The sequence below is a fragment of the Arthrobacter globiformis genome (assembly GCF_030817195.1).
GTDB lineage: Bacteria > Actinomycetota > Actinomycetes > Actinomycetales > Micrococcaceae > Arthrobacter > Arthrobacter globiformis_D.
Window position 1 is genome coordinate 4,513,875 of record NZ_JAUSYZ010000001.1, and the last position, 18,232, is coordinate 4,532,106.

The 18,232-nt window shown below is 66.2% G+C and carries 17 protein-coding genes; 12 read left to right on the plus strand and 5 right to left on the minus strand.

Features of this window, described 5'->3' with window-relative positions; translation table 11 throughout:
• Positions 1-21: 21 nt before the first annotated feature.
• Positions 22-438, plus strand: a complete 417-nt coding sequence (locus QF036_RS20680) for a CBS domain-containing protein (RefSeq protein WP_307104886.1) — start codon at positions 22-24, stop codon at positions 436-438.
• Here QF036_RS20680 and QF036_RS20685 read toward each other — a convergent pair.
• Positions 432-1,358 carry an FRG domain-containing protein gene (locus tag QF036_RS20685; RefSeq protein ID WP_307104889.1) on the minus strand — a complete coding sequence of 309 codons (927 nt, stop codon included), beginning with the start codon at positions 1,356-1,358 and terminating at the stop codon, positions 432-434. The two genes, QF036_RS20680 and QF036_RS20685, sit on opposite strands and share 7 nt — an antisense overlap.
• Before the next feature lie 108 nt (positions 1,359-1,466).
• Between QF036_RS20685 and QF036_RS20690 the strand changes: the two genes are divergently transcribed.
• From QF036_RS20690 to ctaD, 3 genes are all read left to right on the plus strand, one after another.
• The gene (locus tag QF036_RS20690; protein WP_307104890.1) at positions 1,467-1,832 is read left to right on the plus strand and encodes a LuxR family transcriptional regulator; all 366 of its coding nucleotides are present in this window, start codon (positions 1,467-1,469) and stop codon (positions 1,830-1,832) included.
• Between the two features lie 83 nt (positions 1,833-1,915).
• Positions 1,916-2,380: a DUF4383 domain-containing protein gene (locus tag QF036_RS20695; protein ID WP_307104892.1), complete on the plus strand. Its 465-nt coding sequence runs from the start codon at positions 1,916-1,918 to the stop codon at positions 2,378-2,380.
• Positions 2,381-2,510: 130 nt separating this feature from the next.
• Positions 2,511-4,259 carry an aa3-type cytochrome oxidase subunit I gene (ctaD, locus tag QF036_RS20700; protein WP_307104894.1) on the plus strand — a complete coding sequence of 583 codons (1,749 nt, stop codon included), beginning with the start codon at positions 2,511-2,513 and terminating at the stop codon, positions 4,257-4,259.
• 123 nt (positions 4,260-4,382) lie between these two features.
• Here the strand turns inward: ctaD and QF036_RS20705 are convergent, their stop codons facing one another.
• Together QF036_RS20705 and QF036_RS20710 are read right to left on the minus strand one after the other, a co-directional pair.
• Positions 4,383-4,721: a hypothetical protein gene (locus QF036_RS20705; protein WP_307104896.1), complete on the minus strand. Its 339-nt coding sequence runs from the start codon at positions 4,719-4,721 to the stop codon at positions 4,383-4,385.
• A 241-nt stretch (positions 4,722-4,962) separates the two neighbouring features.
• On the minus strand, positions 4,963-5,145 hold the full coding sequence (locus tag QF036_RS20710) for a hypothetical protein (RefSeq protein WP_307104897.1): 183 nt from the start codon (positions 5,143-5,145) through the stop codon (positions 4,963-4,965).
• Between the two features lie 174 nt (positions 5,146-5,319).
• On the opposite strand from QF036_RS20710, the gene QF036_RS20715 reads away from it, so the two are divergent.
• The 4 genes from QF036_RS20715 to QF036_RS20730 all read left to right on the plus strand — a co-directional run bounded on the left by QF036_RS20715 (position 5,320) and on the right by QF036_RS20730 (position 12,396).
• Entirely contained in the window at positions 5,320-7,560 is a 2,241-nt protein-coding gene (locus QF036_RS20715; RefSeq protein ID WP_307104899.1) for a S9 family peptidase, read from the plus strand.
• Between the two features lie 371 nt (positions 7,561-7,931).
• Positions 7,932-8,681, plus strand: coding sequence for a peptidoglycan-binding protein (locus QF036_RS20720; protein WP_307104900.1), 750 nt, complete (start codon positions 7,932-7,934; stop codon positions 8,679-8,681).
• A 265-nt stretch (positions 8,682-8,946) separates the two neighbouring features.
• Positions 8,947-11,388: a hypothetical protein gene (locus QF036_RS20725; RefSeq protein ID WP_307104902.1), complete on the plus strand. Its 2,442-nt coding sequence runs from the start codon at positions 8,947-8,949 to the stop codon at positions 11,386-11,388.
• A gap of 201 nt (positions 11,389-11,589) precedes the next feature.
• On the plus strand, positions 11,590-12,396 hold the full coding sequence (locus QF036_RS20730) for a class I SAM-dependent methyltransferase (protein ID WP_307104904.1): 807 nt from the start codon (positions 11,590-11,592) through the stop codon (positions 12,394-12,396).
• A gap of 53 nt (positions 12,397-12,449) precedes the next feature.
• Here QF036_RS20730 and QF036_RS20735 read toward each other — a convergent pair whose 3' ends face one another.
• On the minus strand, positions 12,450-12,824 hold the full coding sequence (locus QF036_RS20735) for a SpoIIAA family protein (protein ID WP_307104905.1): 375 nt from the start codon (positions 12,822-12,824) through the stop codon (positions 12,450-12,452).
• A 137-nt stretch (positions 12,825-12,961) separates the two neighbouring features.
• Here QF036_RS20735 and QF036_RS20740 point away from each other — a divergent pair, with 137 nt between their 5' ends.
• Complete coding sequence (locus QF036_RS20740) at positions 12,962-14,671, plus strand: ATP-binding response regulator (RefSeq protein ID WP_307104907.1); 1,710 nt, start codon at positions 12,962-12,964, stop codon at positions 14,669-14,671.
• A gap of 87 nt (positions 14,672-14,758) precedes the next feature.
• Here the strand turns inward: QF036_RS20740 and QF036_RS20745 are convergent, their stop codons facing one another.
• Positions 14,759-14,917, minus strand: coding sequence for a hypothetical protein (locus QF036_RS20745; protein WP_307104908.1), 159 nt, complete (start codon positions 14,915-14,917; stop codon positions 14,759-14,761).
• A 212-nt stretch (positions 14,918-15,129) separates the two neighbouring features.
• Here QF036_RS20745 and QF036_RS20750 point away from each other — a divergent pair, with 212 nt between their 5' ends.
• Genes QF036_RS20750 through QF036_RS20760 form a run of 3 tightly spaced genes read left to right on the plus strand, consistent with a single transcriptional unit; the run spans position 15,130 to position 18,153 of the window.
• Entirely contained in the window at positions 15,130-16,197 is a 1,068-nt protein-coding gene (locus tag QF036_RS20750) for a tetratricopeptide repeat protein (RefSeq protein WP_307104910.1), read from the plus strand.
• Positions 16,197-16,628, plus strand: coding sequence for a DUF7793 family protein (locus QF036_RS20755; protein ID WP_307104912.1), 432 nt, complete (start codon positions 16,197-16,199; stop codon positions 16,626-16,628). Before QF036_RS20750 ends, QF036_RS20755 begins: the two co-directional genes overlap by 1 nt.
• Positions 16,612-18,153, plus strand: a complete 1,542-nt coding sequence (locus QF036_RS20760) for a putative bifunctional diguanylate cyclase/phosphodiesterase (protein ID WP_307104914.1) — start codon at positions 16,612-16,614, stop codon at positions 18,151-18,153. Before QF036_RS20755 ends, QF036_RS20760 begins: the two co-directional genes overlap by 17 nt.
• Positions 18,154-18,232: the final 79 nt, after the last annotated feature.

An 18,232-nucleotide genomic window follows, 5' to 3' on the forward strand; every position in this document is an offset into this window, starting at 1 on the left:
CCAAAGGTGAGGAGAACGGCAATGGCGATCCTGGCACGCGACATCATGACCGGCGGGGCAGAGTGCATCGGCGTCAACGAAACCCTTGAGCAGGCGGCCAGGAAGATGAGGGATCTCGACGTCGGTTCCCTCCCGATCTGCGGCGAGGACAACCGGCTCAAGGGCATGCTCACGGACCGGGATATCGTGGTACGTTGCCTGGCCGACGGCGGCGACCCCAAGAGCACGAAGGCCGGCGACCTCGCCGAGGGAAAACCTGTGACCATCGGCGCCGACGACACCATCGAGGAAGCCATCAGGACCATGCAGCAGCACCAGGTGCGGAGGCTGCCAGTCATCGACGGCCACAACCTGATCGGGATGCTCAGCCAGGCCGACATCGCCCGGAACTACCCCGAGGACCGGGTGGGCGAACTGGTGGAATTCATCTCCTACTGAGCGTCTTTCCACTCAGCAGCCTCCGACTGGACGCCAGATTTCGCAGCACCAGAATCAGCAGGCTCGGGTTCGGCGGCCTCGGTGGGCGAGATCTGGGCGTCCGGATACGCCTGCTCCGGGCGGTCGCCGTAGTAGCGGGCAAGCCAGCGGCAAAGCCCGTCGAGGCCGGGAAACAGCACGCGTTCGGTGACGTTGGCCTGGTCCAGGTGGTTCCGGATGGCCCATTTCAGCTCAGCCGGAAACACCACCTTGCGGTAGAGCTCCGGGTGCTCCGCAAGCCAGTCCGCCAGCGAAGCCTCCGGATCCGTCATGATCGAGAACACGGCGGACTGGTTGACGATCCGGTCATCCAGCGACGGCGGTTCGAAGAACAGCGGGACGCCGCCGCCGTCGTCGGACCTGTATTCATCAAAGCCTTCCAGCGATTCCGCGGCAGCGGTAAGGATTTCGGTTGTGAACAGGCCGTGCCCCAGCGGCTCCACATGCGTGCGAAGCCCCGCTGGCAGCAGCTCGTGCGCCGCCACGTAGTCAACGCACCAGACCACGCCGGGGCGGCCGTAGCCCCGGGGATTGGAGGTGGCGAAGTGCAGTGCGACGTACGGGGAAAACGTCCAGTCGAGCAGCCGGGTGGGAAGTCCGTGATGCTGCGCGACGCTCAGCCAATTCCACAGTGAATCGCCGGGGGTGGCATTCCGGTGGGCGTACTTTTTGAAATTGCGCAGCAGGTGCTGCTCCAAGCCGCCGGCGGCTTCAGCCTGCAGCCTGGCAAGGCCGGTCTCCAGCGGGTAGTCATCCGAGGACAGGCCGCGGTAGGCAACGTTGATGCGGTACTTCGCCTCCGACGGCTGCCACTGGTCTTGGGTGAGCGCAAAGATCAGCTCCTGAAGATCTCCCACCCGGACTTCCTGTCCGATTCCCACGGGACCGCCTTTTGGACTGGTGCCAACAAGTTACAAAGAGTACTTATCTTGAGATACTAATCATGCTTACTATATTCATGCCAGCACTGGACAACCGCAGGAGAATTTATGCGCAGACTGCTTGCTACTTTCACCGCCGTACTTGCCCTTGCCGGTGCCGGGCTTTCGCTCACTGCGCCGTCTTATGCAGCGTCCGCGCCGGGTTCCGCGGCACTGTCCGCCGCCCCCGCGGACAGATCTGTGCAGGTTCAGGCGGGCACGTCCGATGCGGCCGGAACACCGGCGCCGACCGGAACGTCTTCCCCGTCTGCAACCCCGTCCGAGCCTCCTGCCAACCCAGGCACGGGAGAACCGGAAGAGTCGGAAACCAACCGCCTCGAATACGCCCCGTACGTTATCGCGGCGGTATTGATCATCACCCTCCTCATCGTTTTTATCTGGCGACGCCGCCGCGGGAATAAAACCGTGGTCTAAGGGCGCCAGAAACGGGCGTCCGTGATAAGGCACATCAAAGTCAATTCCCGTTTCACCCAATCCCAATTGAAGGAGTAGGAGCCATGACCACCATGGACAGCGCGGCCGGTGCAAGGTCCCGGCTGCAAAGGGCCGCACAAGTCGTTGGAGCAGTATTCGTGCTCGTCGGCATCCTGGGATTCATTCCCGGTATCACGACGAACTACGCGGCACTGGGAATGGCCGGTCCTGCCTCCGACGCCCTGCTTCTGGGCGTCTTCCAGGTATCGATCCTGCACAACATCGTCCACCTCCTCTTCGGCGTGGCCGGCCTGCTCATGGGACGGACGCCGGGACAGGCAAGGAGCTATCTGCTGTATGGCGGCGTCATCTACCTGGTGCTCTGGCTGTACGGCCTTTTGATTCCCCACGGGACCGCGGCGAACTTCGTGCCCATCAACACGGCTGACAACTGGCTGCACTTCCTGCTGGGTGTTGGCATGATCGGGCTCGCCCTGCTGCTGTCCCGCGACACCAGGAGGCTCCACGGTCCCGCCACCGGCCATTAACCAGTAAACCTTTTGCGGGGGTGCCGCAGGCGCTATCCTGATGCCGTCGGTTCTGTGAACCGCTCACGGTCCGGCCGGCACCCTCGCCCCAAACGGGGCGTCGAAGCGCGATGCCGGGGAGTGGCAGACGATGACCGCATATCAGCAACCAACAAGCACCACCACTGAGGCCCTCAGAGTGGTGCCCCGCCGCAAGGGCAACATGGTGGTCAAGTGGATTACCTCCACCGACCACAAGACGATCGGCTACATGTACCTGATCGCGTCGTTCGTGTTCTTCTGCCTCGGCGGCGTGATGGCCCTGCTCATCCGCGCCGAGCTTTTCGAGCCCGGCATGCAGGTTGTGGTCACCAAAGAGCAGTACAACCAACTGTTCACCATGCACGGCACGGTCATGCTGCTCATGTTCGCCACACCGCTGTTCGCCGGGTTCACCAACGTGATCATGCCCTTGCAGATCGGGGCACCGGACGTGGCGTTCCCCCGGCTGAACGCGCTGGCCTTCTGGTTCTTCCTGTTCGGCTCCACGATTGCGGTGTCCGGTTTCATCACCCCGCAGGGGTCCGCCTCCTTCGGATGGACGGCGTACGCACCCCTTAACAACACCACGTTTACACCGGGCATCGGCGGTGACCTATGGGTCTTTGGCCTGGCCCTGTCCGGCTTCGGCACCATCCTGGGTGCGGTCAACTTCATCACCACCATCGTCTGCATGCGGGCTCCCGGCATGACCATGTGGCGCATGCCGATCTTCACCTGGAACACGTTCATCACCTCGGTTCTGGTGCTGATGGCATTCCCGCCGCTGGCCGCCGCGCTGTTCGGCGTCGGCGCGGACCGCCGCTTCGGCGCCCACATCTACGACCCGGAGAACGGCGGGGCACTGCTCTGGCAGCACCTGTTCTGGTTCTTCGGGCACCCCGAGGTGTACATCATCGCGCTGCCGTTCTTCGGCATCGTGTCCGAAATCTTCCCCGTCTTCAGCCGCAAACCGATCTTCGGCTACAAGGGCCTGGTCTACGCGACCATCGCGATCGCGGCCCTGTCAGCCACGGTCTGGGCGCACCACATGTACGTCACCGGCTCCGTGCTGCTGCCATTCTTCGCGCTAATGACCATGTTCATCGCGGTCCCCACCGGCGTGAAGTTCTTCAACTGGATCGGCACCATGTGGGGTGGCTCGCTGACCTTTGAGACCCCGATGCTGTGGGCCATCGGCTTCCTCATCACGTTCCTCTTCGGTGGGCTGACCGGCATCATCCTGGCCTCCCCGCCGCTGGACTTCCACGTCTCCGACTCCTACTTCGTGGTGGCCCACTTCCACTACGTGGTGTTCGGCACCGTGGTGTTCGCGATGTTCGCCGGCTTCTACTTCTGGTGGCCAAAGTGGACGGGCAAGATGCTCAACGAACGCCTCGGCAAGATCCACTTCTGGATGCTGCTCGTGGGCTTCCACGCCACGTTCCTCATCCAGCATTGGCTCGGCGTTGAAGGCATGCCCCGCCGCTACGCCGACTACATGCCGCAGGACAACTTCACGGCGATGAACCAGTTCTCCACGGTTGGCTCGTTCCTGCTGGGGGCGTCAATGATTCCGTTCTTCTGGAACGTCTTCATCACGGCCCGCAGCACGGAAAAGGTGGAAGTCGACGATCCGTGGGGCTTCGGCGCTTCGCTGGAATGGGCCACGTCCTGCCCGCCGCCCCGGCACAATTTCACCTCGCTGCCGCGCATCCGCTCCGAGCGTCCGGCCCTGGACCTTCACCATCCCGAGTTGCGCGTCCGCGAACATGACCCCGTGCACACGCCGGTCGCCGACGTTCTGGGCGCGGCGGACATCGGCGAGCGCGACGTGCGTGATCCGAACCCCGACCGCTAACAGGCGCTTTTCTGACGGCCGGTCCCCCGGAGGCTTCTCCGGTACGCACTGAGGCCCCGGACTCCATTGGGAGTCCGGGGCCTCAGTGCGTAGTCAGTTTCTAACTGCTAACCAGCGGCCGCCTCAAGCAGCCGAGGCGACCGCGTAGCGGCTGGATCCGGCGCCCATTGCGCGGTCTGCCGGGGCCAGGACACGGACGTTGCATTCGGACTGCTGCGGATCGATGGACCGTGGAAGGTGGTGCGTTTTGGAGCATTCCCGCAGCTGTTCAAGGGCGACGGGTTCGACACGGGCGTGGCTGACATCCACGACGAGCCGCAGGCCCTCACGGAGGTGGTTGGCCCGCTTCATAACGACGTAAAGAGCTTGGATGCTTTGGGCGGTTACATGTCCCTGGGCGGCGACCTGGGCCTCGCCGCAGTCGAGGTCCACGCGGACCAGTACCTTGAGCTTCTGGTTCAAAACTTCTCCCCTCATGCGCGGCCGCGACGCTGCGACCGGATATAACCCTAGCCTGCATGTGACCCAGGTAACAGGAAAATTCCAAATGTTGCAGAAATGGGACTTTCCGCGCTGGTTGGGCTGGCGGAAGACACGGCAACGGTCCCCGGACAGGCGAATGGTCCGGGAACGCCTGGATTCCAGCGTCCCCGGACCATTTGTCCTTGGGTGTTCGACGACGGCGGTCGCCCGCGTGCTCCGCTCAGCTGCGGGTCGGGTCCGGACGCAGCGGCGCAGGGCCGGGGTCGGGCACCGGAAGCGGGCCGGGAGGCTCCGGTGCGGGGACGGGGTTGGGCGGTGCGGGACGGGACGGGTCCGGCCGCATGGGATCAGGCCCGGGCTCCGGCGGGAACGGCTCTGGTTCGTGCACTGGCGGGATGGTCATGGTTTCCCCCTCGAAGGCTCGTGTGGGTTCCTTATTGCTGACGCGAGTTCAGGATACGCCCGGCGCCGGAGCGGGGACAGGGCCCCGGCGGGCGTGAGGGGGCGCCAAGAGCCAGCCTCTCCCCCGGTAGCGAACGGCCGCCCAAATGTCGGGGCGGCTCTATATATTGAGGGAATGACCCACACTCCGCTGCAGCAACCCGCAAGCTCCTCCGCCGTTGCCACGTCCCGGCCGCCCGTCGCCAGGAGGGTACCCACCGAGCGCACGCACCACGGGGATACTTTCGTGGACCAGTACGAGTGGCTGCGGGACAAGGAGTCCGCGGAGGTCGTGGCGCACCTGAAGGCGGAGAACGCCTACCAGGAGGCCATCACGGCACATCAGGAACCGCTGCGCGAGGCCATCTTCCAGGAGATCAAGGGCCGCACCAAGGAGACAGACCTGTCCGTTCCAAACCGCAAGGATGGCTGGTGGTACTTCAGCCGGTCCGTCGAGGGCAAGGAGTACGGCATCCAGTGCCGCGTCCGCGCCCAGAACACGGGCAACCCGGTGGCGGACTGGACTCCCCCGGCGGTGGAGGCCGGCGTCGAAATCCCCGGCGAGGAGGTCCTGCTGGACGGCAATGTCGAGGCCGAAGGCAAGCCGTTCTTCTCGGTGGGCGGCACGGCCGTCACGATCGACGGAAACCTTTACGCCTACGCGGTGGACAACGCGGGCGACGAGCGGTTCACCCTGCGGATCAAGGACCTGCGGACCGGCGAACTGCTGCCGGACGTCATCGAGAATGTCTTCTACGGAGTCTCGTTCTCCCCGGACGGCACCCGCATCTTCTACACCGTGGTGGATGACTCCTGGCGCCCGTACCAGGTCAAATCCCACGTCCTGGGCACCCCCGTCACCGACGATGAGGTGATTTACCAGGAGGACGACGCCGCCATGTGGCTGGGCTTTGAGCTCTCCTCGGACCGGCGCCACCTGGTGCTCGGCATCGGCTGCTCCGAGTACAGCGAAACGCGCCTGCTGCGCTTTGACGATCCCGACGGCGGACTGTCCACCGTCATTTCCCGCAACGAACGCGTGCTTTACGAGGCCGAGCCGTTCCTGTTGGAGGGCCCGGACGGGCAGAAAACTGAACGCATCCTCATCACCCACAACCGCAACGCCGTGAACTCGATGGTCTCGCTGGTGGACCCGGCCGAGCTGTCCAAGCCGCTGGCCGAGCAGCACTGGACCACCGTCGTCGAGCATTCCGACGACGTCCGGGTCAACGGGGCGGGGGTCACCGCCACCCACCTCGTGGTCTCGATCCGGAAGGACACCATCGAGCGCGTCCAGGTGATGTCGCTGGCCGGGCTCGGAACCGCCGCCCAGCAGGCTCCGGTGGAACCTGCGTTTGACGAGGAGCTGTATACCGCGGGGGTGGGCGGGTCCGACTACGAGGCCCCCGTGATCAGGCTGGGCTACACGTCCTACTTCACGCCGTCACGCATTTACGACTTCGTCCTGCCCACCCCGGAGCAGCCGGCCGGCGAGCTGCTGCTGCGCAAGGAAAGCCCCGTGCTGGGCGGCTACGATCCGGCTGACTACGTGGCCACGCGCGAATGGGCCGAGGCCGCCGACGGCACCCGGATCCCCCTCTCGGTACTGAGGCACGCGGCCGTCAAGCAGGACTCGACGGCGGCCGGCCTGGTCTACGGCTACGGTTCGTATGAGCTGAGCATGGACCCGGGCTTCGGCATCGCCCGGCTTTCGCTGCTGGACCGCGGGGTTGTGTTCGTCATCGCCCACATCCGCGGCGGCGGTGAACTCGGCCGGCACTGGTACGAGGACGGCAAGAAGCTCAGCAAGAAAAACACGTTCACCGACTTCATCGCTGCCACGGACTGGCTGGCGCAGTCCGGCTGGGTGGCACCGGACCGGATCGCTGCGCTGGGCGGTTCCGCTGGCGGGCTACTCATGGGTGCCGTGGCCAACCTCGCCCCGGAGAAGTACGCCGCCGTGGTGGCGCAGGTTCCGTTCGTGGATCCCCTCACCAGCATCCTGGACCCGGAGCTGCCGCTGTCGGCCCTCGAATGGGAGGAATGGGGCAATCCCATCACCGATCCCGCCGTGTACCAGTACATGAAGTCGTACACCCCGTACGAGAACGTCCGGGAGGTGGCCTATCCCAAGATCGCTGCGGTCACGTCCTTCAACGACACCCGGGTGCTCTACGTGGAGCCGGCCAAGTGGGTGCAGGAACTTCGTAATAAGACCACGGGCACCGAGCCGATCCTCATGAAAATCGAGATGGACGGCGGCCACGGTGGCGCCTCCGGCCGCTATGTGCAGTGGCGCGAACGGGCCTGGGACTACGGTTTCATCGCGGATTCCCTCGGGGCCACGGAGCTGCTGCCCGGCGCCGGGCTTAAGTAAGCCGCCGGGGCTCACGCAGGGCTCCGGGCGTAAGTAAGCCGCCGGGGCTCACGCAGGGCCCCGGGCTCACGTACGGCCCTCGAACTCGTTTCTTTGGTGCTCGCGCCTGCGACGCGCCACCGTTTAGCCAAAAATGGCCGCCTACACCCCTCGCCAGGCGGCCATTTTTGGCGATTTGGCGCAAGCTGATGGACCACGACGGCGCTCCGCAACGGCCTCCTCGCATGGCGGAAGGGTAGGCAGGAATTCCGCTCTATCCGAAGCCCGGTGTTTCCAGAAAATAGTAATCCTGCTTACTATTGACGCGCATACGGGCTCGGTGCACCTGTCCGCTGGGGGCGGGGAACCCGACGCCGGAACTGGAGCATAGCGTGAGCAAGGAACAGGGATTGACCCCGCTTTCCGACGACGAACTGAATGCGCAGGCGGGCACTGCCCTGCCCGACAAGGAAGTTGCGTCCGTACTCGACCTCAACGCCGACCTCGATCTGGGCATCAGCGCAGCTGCGCCGATCGACCTCGCCGTGGCGGCCAACGCCAACGTCGCAGCCCCCATCGACGCCGCGGCCTCAGCGAACGTCCTGTCCTTCGGTTCAGAGTCGCAGGCCCTCGCTGACCAGGGCGTCATCATCGACCAGGGAATCACCGCCGACGCCACGGCAGACTCCGTCCAGGACAGCACCATCACCCAGGGGTCCGGCGCAGAGGGCGGGACTGCAGATGCCGACGGGACTTCGGATGCCGCGGGCACGGGTGCCGCCGCAACTGGCACCGGGGCAGCCGGCCCAGGCACCGCCGACGCTGCTGCCCTTCCCGACGGGACCATTCCGGAGGAGGCAGGTGTAGGCGCCCTTCCCGTGGATCCGTCCGCTGCCCTCGACGGGGACCTCCTCAACGTCAACGTGGACCTCGCGGCCGACGCCGACATCGCCGCCCCGATCAACGGCGCCGTGGCCGCGAACGCCAATGTCGCAGCGCCCGTCGACGCCGCAGTGGCAGCCAACATCGGCTCGATCGACAGCGACGCCTTCGCCGTGGCCCAGCAGGACGCCATCATCACCCAGGATATCGACGGCGAGGCCACCGCATCGGCAGATCAGCAATCCGATCTGCAGCAGTAGTTCCTGAATGAGCGCCAAACACAGCGGGCCGTCCGGCAGGGGCGGCCCGCCGGTCTCCCCTTCACCCACACCCGATCCGAATCCCGCAACCGGCCCGATTCCAGCACCCGGCCCGATTCCAGCACCCGGTCCGGCGGCGGCTTCAGCACCCGGTCCGGCGGCGGCTTCCGCACCGGGCGGCCCGGCCGCCTCCTGCACAACCCCGGCGGGAGTCTCGACGGCGGCGGGTTCGTCCCCCGCCCAAGGCGCGCGAACCGCCGTCGTAATGAGCCCTGGGACCAATCACGGCGGCGAGGTGCCGGCGCGGGCGGAGGGAATCCAACTCATTGGCGAGGCCAAGGGATCCGGCTACCGGGAGGCCCCCTCGCTGGTCCGCCGTGCGGACGGCCAGACCATCCAGCTCACGCGGCTGCTTTTTCAGGTCCTTGACGCCATCGATGGTGTGCGGGATCTCGATGAGATCGCCGAGGTGGCGAGCACGCGGTCCGGCCGGCTCATCAGCGAGGACAACGTCAGGACACTGATCGAGGGCCAACTGCTGCCGCTCGGCCTGCTGCGGCGGGCGGACGGGTCGCAGCCGGAGGTCCGCAGGGCGAATCCGCTGCTGGGCATGCGGTTCCGATACACCGTCACGGACCCCGCGCGCACCCGAAAGCTGACGGCGCCATTCGCTGTGCTGTTCAATCCACTGATCGTGGCAGTTGTCGCCGGGGGATTCCTGGCCTCGTGCTGGTGGGTTTTGATGGTTAAGGGCCTGGCGTCCGCCACGCATGACGCCTTCGCGAACCCGTGGCTGCTCCTGTTGATTTTCGCCGTGACGGTCCTGTCGGCCGGCTTCCACGAATTCGGCCACGCGGCGGCCGCACGCCGGGGCGGCGCCACTCCGGGCGCGATGGGTGCCGGGCTCTACCTCGTCTGGCCCGCCTTCTACACGGACGTCACCGATTCCTACCGGCTGGGGCGCGGCGGCAGGCTTCGCACGGATGTCGGCGGGCTGTACTTCAACGCCATGGTTGCCGTCGCGACCATGGGTCTCTGGTGGGCCACGGGTTTCGATGCGCTGCTCCTGGTGGTGCTCACGCAGATCCTGCAAATGGTGCGCCAGTTGCTGCCCCTGGTCCGCTTCGACGGTTACCACATCCTTGCCGATGCCACGGGCGTACCGGACCTGTTCCAGCGGATCCGTCCCACGCTGCTCGGGCTCCTGCCATGGCGATGGGGCAAACCCGAACCCGAGGCGCAGGCCCTCAAGCCGTGGGCGCGGACCGTCATCACGGTGTGGGTCCTGGTCACTGTACCCATGCTGCTGGTCAGCCTGGCGCTGATGGTCGTCTCCTTTCCGCGGCTCCTGGGCACCGCGTGGGCGAGCCTGCAGCATCAGCAGGCCCTGCTGTCCGGCAGCCTCGCGGATGGGAACTTTGCCGACGCTGCTGTGCGGTTCCTGGCTATTGCCGCCGTCGTCCTTCCTGTGGTTGGCGTGGTGTACATGCTGCTCCGGCTGGCGCGGCAGCTCCTCACCGGGCTCTGGGCCAAGACCCGGGGCAAGCCGCTGCAGCGCGCCACCGCGATGGCAGCGGCCGGTGCGGTCGTTGCCGGGCTGGCGTGGGCCTGGTGGCCGGTGCCTGGCAACTACCGCCCGGTGCAGCCCTACGAACGCGGGACACTCCTCGATGCCACGGCCGCCGTCTATCCCGCCCTGGCTGCCCCAGACGGAGCCCTTCAGGAAGGCCGGACTGGTCAGACGGTGGCGCTGTGGCCGGAGGGCACGGCACTACCCACCCGGGAGCAGCCGCAGCTCAGCATGGTCCTCGTGCCGAGGCAGGCCGCGGAACCGGCTTCCGCGCCCGGCGACCCTGGGCCGGACGAGGGCGCGGGTAAAGCAGCCGGCGGCGCCGCGCCGCCGTCGTGGGTCTTTCCTTTCGACAAGCCCCCGGCCCCGGAGAAGGACGGTAACCAGGCACTAGCGGTGAACACGACCGACGGATCCGTCACTTACGATGTCGCGTTCGCTCTGGTGTGGGCAGAGGAGGGACCGGTGGACACCCGCAATGAGGCCTACGCATTCGCCAGCTGCGCGGACTGCGCGGCGGTGGCCGTCGGGTTCCAGGTGGTTCTCATCGTTGGTCAGGCGGATGTGGTGGTGCCGGAGAACCTCTCCGCCGCCGCGAACTACAACTGCGTCCGGTGCTTGACATACGCACTGGCCAGCCAGCTGGTGCTCACGCTGGACGGACCGCTCAGCGCGGATGGCATGGCCCGGCTCTATGCGCTGTGGCAGGAGATCGCCGAGTTCGGACGCACCTTGCAGGGTGTTCCCCTGTCCGAGATCGAGGGTCGGTTGAGCGCCTACAAGGCACAGCTCATCGAGATCATCCGGACCGACCCCAGCGCCAAACCCCTGGCCGGCACCAGTACGCCGTCGCCGGGCTCCACACCATCGACCGGGGCCAGTGACGGGGCTGACACGGACCCGGGATCCGAGTCAGGTGAGCCGTTACCGGACGAGCCGACGCCGGGTGGGCCGTCACCGGAGGTGCCATCTCCCGGAACGACGGCGAACCCCGCGGTTCCCACGCCCGGAACGGGAACGACGTCGGTCCCCGCCACTCCTGCGCCTGCCAGCACTGGCGCGGCACCGGCACCAGCAACTACGGCTCCCGGCGCCGCAGCGGCTGGGTCACCGGCCCAGGAGCCGGCAGCACCGTAGGCGGCACCCCGTAGGCAACTACGTTCAAGGCCCTGCCTCATCGTTTCGCCCAAAATGACCGCCTACGACCCGCCCGAGCGGCCCTTTATGGCGAAAACGAGGGCGAGGGGCAGGGCCGGGCGGCCATTTTTGGCGAAACGGCGAGCTGAGGCGCGGACCGGGCTGAACGGTGACGTGTCCCAGGCAACATATATTTGAAGGATGCTCTCGGCGCTCAAGAAATACCTGCTGCTCCCCAAACTGGTGAAGCTGGCCTCCAACGCGCCGAAGGACCCCGGGGTCGCGTGGGACCAGTTCTGGGGCAGGGTCGGGGCCACCGGCGCCCGCGGCGACGTGCTGTGGGATTCGGGCAGCGACCACGAGCTGCAGGCGTATCTGGAGCATCTGACGCGGCAGTTGGACCCCAGCCTTCCCATCGTCGATGTCGGGTGCGGCAACGGCGTCTTCAGCCGCGCGCTTGCCGCCTACTTTCCGCATGTCCTGGGGGTGGATGTGTCAGCCAACGCCATCGGACGTGCTGCCGCCGAATCCGAAGGGCTGGAGCGGGTCTCCTACGTCGCGGTTGACATGACAGCCCCAGCGGGCCACCGTGCCGTGACGGACGCCCTGGCCGCAGCCGGGTTCCCCGGTGAAGCCAACATTTTCATCCGGGGCGTCCTGCACGTGCTGAAGAAACCTGCCCAGGCGGCCCTGGCCGGGCAACTGCACCCGCTTGTGGGCAAGCGTGGCCGTGTCTTCCTGGCCGAGACCGACTTCCGCGGAAATCCCGTCCAGTACGTCAGCCACCTCGGAGCCACCCTGCACTCCATCCCCGGGCCGCTCGAAAGGGCCATCCGCGGACTGCCCATGCCCGGCCGCTTCGGCACCGTACAGCGCAGGAGGGCTTTCCCCGAGGCGAGCTGGGATGTGGTGGAGGACGGCCCGGTCACGTTAGAAACCCGCCCCCTGAAATCCCCAGACCGGCCCGAACAGATCCCGGGCTATTTCGCGGTGCTCCAGGCCCGCTGAACCGGACAGGCCCGCTGAACCGGAAAGTCTGAACCGGAAAGGCCCGCTGAAGACTATGGGACCTTCAGCCAGGACTCGGCCTCGGCTCTGTCCGTGAAAAACCTCGTGGGGCACGGGAGCCTGTTGATGCCCAGGATGAAGTTGGCAATCACGCGGTCCACCGGCGACGCACCGAGCAGCGCAATCCGTGAGGCCTGGCAGGGACGGCCGAACACGGCACGGGCTCCGCGGGTCACATCGGCGGTGGTGGCCATGTCCACGAGCATGGGGTGACGGCTGTCGCCGCAGAGCGCGTTGACCTGCGCCATGGCGGCCTCAGCGTCCGCTTCAGTGATGCTGGCGCCCCTGGCCCAGGTCAGCCGCAGCAGGCCTTCGGTATCCAATTCCAGGTTGAACAGCGTGTTCCGTCCGGTGCTGTTGGAATTCAAATCAAACCTCCGCGGTGGCTAATGTGGACAAGTATCACGGTACATCCCTCCGGGGCGCTGCCACCGGGGCGCCTACTGATAATGTGAGTCCAAATTCACGGTAGCCTCAAAAAAGGCACTCGCAACACAGGGGGCACATGGTCCAGGCACCGGCGGAGTTCCCCTCCGCACCTCACGAGGCAGTGGTCGCGCTCACCGATGAGGCCCGTCTGGACGCCGTGGCGTCTGTCCTCACCGGCGCGGGTTTCAGCGTCCGGAAGGCGTCCGACGCCGGATCCCTCGCCGGGGAGCTGGAAGGCAACCGTGCCGCCGTCGTACTTCTGGATGCAGAGCTGACGGGCGGCTACCGGTGGGAAGGCACGCCAGTGCTGCTCCTGGTTGACCTCGCAGGTGACTTCGACCTTGCCCGGCTTGAGCCCTGGGGCATCGCCGATTACATCTCCCGCGACGCGGCGCCCCGGGAGCTGACCCACCGGGTGGAGACCCTAATAGGACGGGCGCGGGAACGCCGCCGCATCCGGGCCGAAGCCGAATTCCTGCGCGAAAGCCTCCGCAACGTCTCCGCCGCCATCCGCGGCACCAACATCCCCCAGCACATGGCCGGCCACCTGGTCCGCGGATTCGGTGAATCCCTGGGCGTGGACCACGTCTGGTTCACCACCTTCCAGGATTCGCGCGTGCCCCGGATCAGTGCCCAGTGGTCCCTGCCCGGCCATGCCAAGCTGCCGGACACCCTTGGTGCGTTCGAGGACGAGGCCAGGGAGCAGACCACCTCGCTGTGGTCGGCCGCCGAGGCTCTGGCGGTTCCGGATCACCAGGCGGACCAGTCCGCCGCCCTGGCCGAGGATTTGCGGGAATGGTCCGGTTTGGGCTCCGTGCGAGCCTCGGTTGCGTTGCCGGTAGGAGAAGGCGAATCGGCCCTGGGGATCATCTGGATCGCCCAGCTGGAGAAGCCGCGCGACTGGACTAGGGCCGAGATCGCCCTCATCCAGCACGTGGCCGGCAACCTCGCGCACAGCCTCATCCAGGGCCACCTGATCAGCGCGCAACTGCAGGTGCTGCAGCAGTTGCGGGAACTGGACAAGGCCAAAACGGACTTCCTCGCCACGGTCAACCACGAGCTCCGCACGCCGCTCACCTCCATTACGGCCTACCTCGACATGATCCGCGACGGGGCGGGCGGCCCCGTTCCGCCGGGCATCCTGTCCATGATGGACGTCATCTCGCGGAACTCCGACCGCCTCCGCAGGCTGATCGAGGACATGCTCACTGTCTCCCAGCAGGACTCCGGCAACCTGAACCTCAAGCAGGTAGAGCTTGGCCAGGTCCTGCGGATCGTCGTGGCCGCACTGCGCCCGCTCGCCGATTCGCGGAACGTCACCATCACGGGCGCCGACGCGCATGAGGACGTGAAGGTCCAGGCCGACGAGGCCCAGCTGGAGCAGGTTTTCACCAACATCGTGGCCAACGCCATCAAGTTCACCCCGAAGGGCGGCCGGATCAGCATCAGCTTCATGACCACCGCTTCCGAGGCCGGCAGCCCGTGCGCCGTCGTCGATGTCATGGACACCGGCGTCGGAATTCCGGAGCAGGAAATCGCCCAGGTGTTCACCCGCTTCTACCGGGCATCCAATGCCTCATCCGCGGCTATCCCGGGAAGCGGACTGGGCCTGGCGATTGCCCACGACATCGTCCGCCGCCACGGCGGTTCACTGGACCTGTCCTCCGTGCTGGGCGAGGGGACCACCGTCTCGGTGCACCTCCCGGTCGACGGCCCCCAAACCGAGGAACCGGACGACGACGGCGCCGACGGCGACGAAGCGGCCGGCACACCCCAAACCGACTGACCGGCGCCGCCCATCTCAACCCAAACGAAAACCGCCCCGGACCAGGTCCGGGGCGGTTTTCGTAACTCTGAATGACTTCTGCCAACCTTAGTTGGGCCACCAGCCGATGGTGGCGTAATTGACTTCGCTCGTGGAAGTTGAGGACGTGGTGGTGTCCTTGTCCTTCGGGGCCGCGTTTGCAGGAGCAGCGAAACCTGCCACTGCAAGGATGCCGGTCATAACAAGTGTTGCGGCAAGTTTCTTCATCCGCTGTCCCTTTCGTCGTTTATAGCCGTGAACCGTATTACACATTACGGGCCACAGTATACGGTCACTGGATCAAGGTTTGGTCAAGTCATTTCCTGTCAATTCCACAGGTTTTGCCATGTTTCTCCGCAGCGACTTGCAATTGCCGTAACAAGCGGAGTTCAGTCCTCCTGCGAGGCCGACCGCGCGCAGGATTATGGATAATTGGGAGCATGCCTATGCAGCGCGATTTGTCACCGTTCGTGATCGCGGAGTTGGCTGCGCGCGAAAGCTGGAAGCGGCGGGACTATGCCGCAGGATACGCCGAGGCCGGGCACGCCGCCGAGCTGGCCCAGGAGGCCGGGGACGAGCTGCGCTGGTGGAAGATGATCCTGCTGCAGGCCGAATGCCTGCGGGACCAGGGATCCATCCAGGAGTGCCAGCAACTCGCCGTCGAATTGGCTGCCCATCCCGTTGCGAATTCAGCCCCAGACTTGGGCGCCCGGGCGGCAATTCTGCTGGCACATTCACTCCAGGGCCTGGGCCGGCTCCCCGAGGCGGTGGATGCCGCTACCACCGCCGCCCGGTTGGTGGCCGGAGACTTCGAAAACGTCTACCTGCACATCCAGGCCCAGCAGGCCCTCATTGCCGCCCTCGCGGAAAGCGGCCGGCAGGAGGACGCCTGGCAGGAGTGCCTGGACCTGGAGTCGCTGCTGACTGACCACGTGGACGAGGACACGGCAGGCAAGGCCTACTGGGTGATCGGCAACGTGGCATTCCTCAGCAACCGGGTCAATGAAGGCAGCCACTACCACGACCTCGCCGCGGGCAAACTCTCCCCCTCGCAGGACGTCGACCTGTGGGCGCGCTTCAACCGCGCCTCCGCGGAAATGCGCCTCCAGGCCAAACTGGGTGACGCCGCAACGCTGCGCTGCATCGAGCGCGCCGAGCTCGCCACCGAGGTGGTGGGCGGCAGTGAACGGGACATCCTGGAGATGTCCCTGGTCCGCGCCCACTGGTACTACCTCACCGGGGACATGGATACGGCGATCAGCCTCCTGACTCCGCTGCGCAGCAAGTTCCCCATCCTCGCCACCCAGACCGCGGCGGAGGCCACCTTTATCCTGGGAAGGGCGCTGATGGCGCAGGGACACGAAGCGGAATCACTGCAGATGCTTGACGAGGCCGCTACGCTGTTCGATACAGCTGCTGCACCGGAGCGTAGCGCCACCGTCCGTGGTTTCATCGCCTCAGCGGAGCCTTCGGACCGGCGCCAACAGCAATTTCTCCAGGGGGGGTAATGCCAGAAGCGACAGTGTTTCCCGGTGCCGCACCGCTGCAGCCGGAGTCCCCGACGCGCCCGGCTCCTGCGCCCGTCGTTGCCTTCACCATGCTGCATGATCTCGCTGTCAAAGCCGTACTCCCGCGCGGCACCGATCTTAATGAGACCGCAACCGCCCAACTGTACAGCCGCCTTGGTGAGCTGGCCGGGGACCGGAGGGTCGCCGTCGTGCTTGAACTGACCGGGGTAAGGTCCGTAAACCGCGCGGCGCGGGCAGCCTACGCGGCGATCCCCTCGGTGTCCGCCTGGGCGATCCTGGGTGAATCCCCCGTGGACAGGCTGCTGGGGCACTTTCTGCTGGGCGGCGAATTCTGCTCGGTGCCGGCCCAATATTTCACCGCCGAAAACGACGCCCTCGACTGGTTGAGCCACCTTGACGACGTTCTCTAACGACGATCCCCGGCTCGGGAAGCTGCTCGACGGCATCGTCCGGCTGGCGGCGGGGGAACTCCACTCGCGCATCGAGATTTCCGAGGCCCGGGACGAGCTGGATGCGGTGATCATGGGCACCAACCTGCTCGCCGAGGACCTGCAGATCATCTACCAGGAGCTCGAGGAGCGCGTGGAATCGCGCACGCGGTTGCTCAATGCGGCACACAAAGAGCTGCAGCAGATGGCGCTCACGGATGCCCTGACGGGACTCTACAACCGGTCGGCGCTGGTCAGCGCCGTCAACGATGCCCAGGCGGAGGCGGCCGACGGCGGGCTCCCGCCGGCCCTGCTGCTGCTGGACCTCGACGCCTTCAAGAGCGTCAACGATTCCCTGGGCCACTCCATGGGTGACAAGGTGCTGGCCACTGTGGGGGCGCGGATCCGTTCGTGCGTGCGCGACGGCGACATGGTGGCCCGGCTGGGCGGCGACGAGTTCGCCGTCCTGCTGCCTGCCACGACGCCGGCCAAGGCTGCCGCCGTCGGAAACCGGATCCTGGACTCCCTTAACGCAACACTGGAGGTGGACGGCAAGACCATCCGCTGCGGTGCGAGCCTGGGCCTGAGAATTGCCGATCCCGGCGAGACGTCCGAGGAACTGCTCATGGAGGCGGACATCGCGATGTACGCCTCCAAGGCCGACGCCCGCAACAAGCTGCGGGTGTTCGAGCCGGCCATGCTCCACGCCCGGCAGCTCCGCAACCAGCTGGTCGGGGAACTGCGCGAGGCCATCGCCACCGACCAGCTGGTGCTGTACTACCAGCCGGTCATCGAGCTGGCCTCAGGAAAGATCGAGGGCGTGGAGGCCCTGGTCCGCTGGAGACACCCCAAACGCGGCCTAATCATGCCGGACGAATTCATTCCCATCGCCGAGGAGACGGGCCTCATCTCGGAGCTCGGCAACTGGGTGCTCAGGAATTCCGTGGAGCAGCTCCGGCGCTGGCGGAGCTCACCGGAGACCGGCCGCCACAACTTTGACATGCGCATCAACGTCTCGGCCGCGGACCTGCAGCGGCTTCAGTTCATCGAGGACGTCCGGGACGCGCTCACCGCCGCGGACCTCGAGCCTGCGCTCCTGGTGCTGGAGCTGACGGAGAGCGACATCATCAAAGGCAACGAGCTCGACCGGTACACGCTCGCCAGCCTGCGGAAGCTCGGGGTGGGCCTGGAGATCGACGACTTCGGCACCGGGTACTCGTCCATCAGCTACCTGCGGCGCCTGCCCGTGGACCGGGTCAAGGTGGACCGGACTCTGCTCACGGCCCTCGGCAGCGACCCCGCGCAGCCTGCACTGATCGCGGCCATCCTGCAGCTCATCCGGGCCTGCGGGCTCGAGGCCGTGTGGGAGGGCGTGGAAAACGCGGAGCAGGCCGAGCACCTGCGGAACACCGGCTGCATCAGCGGACAGGGCTACTACTTCAGCCGCCCGCTCCCCGCAGCCGAGTTCACCGAACGCCTCGCTTGGCAGGACATCTGGCCCGGCTAATTCCCATCGGTTGCTCCGTAAATGCCGTTTTGCGGGCTCAAAAGGGCATCTACGGAGCACTCGGCGGACCAAGCAGCGG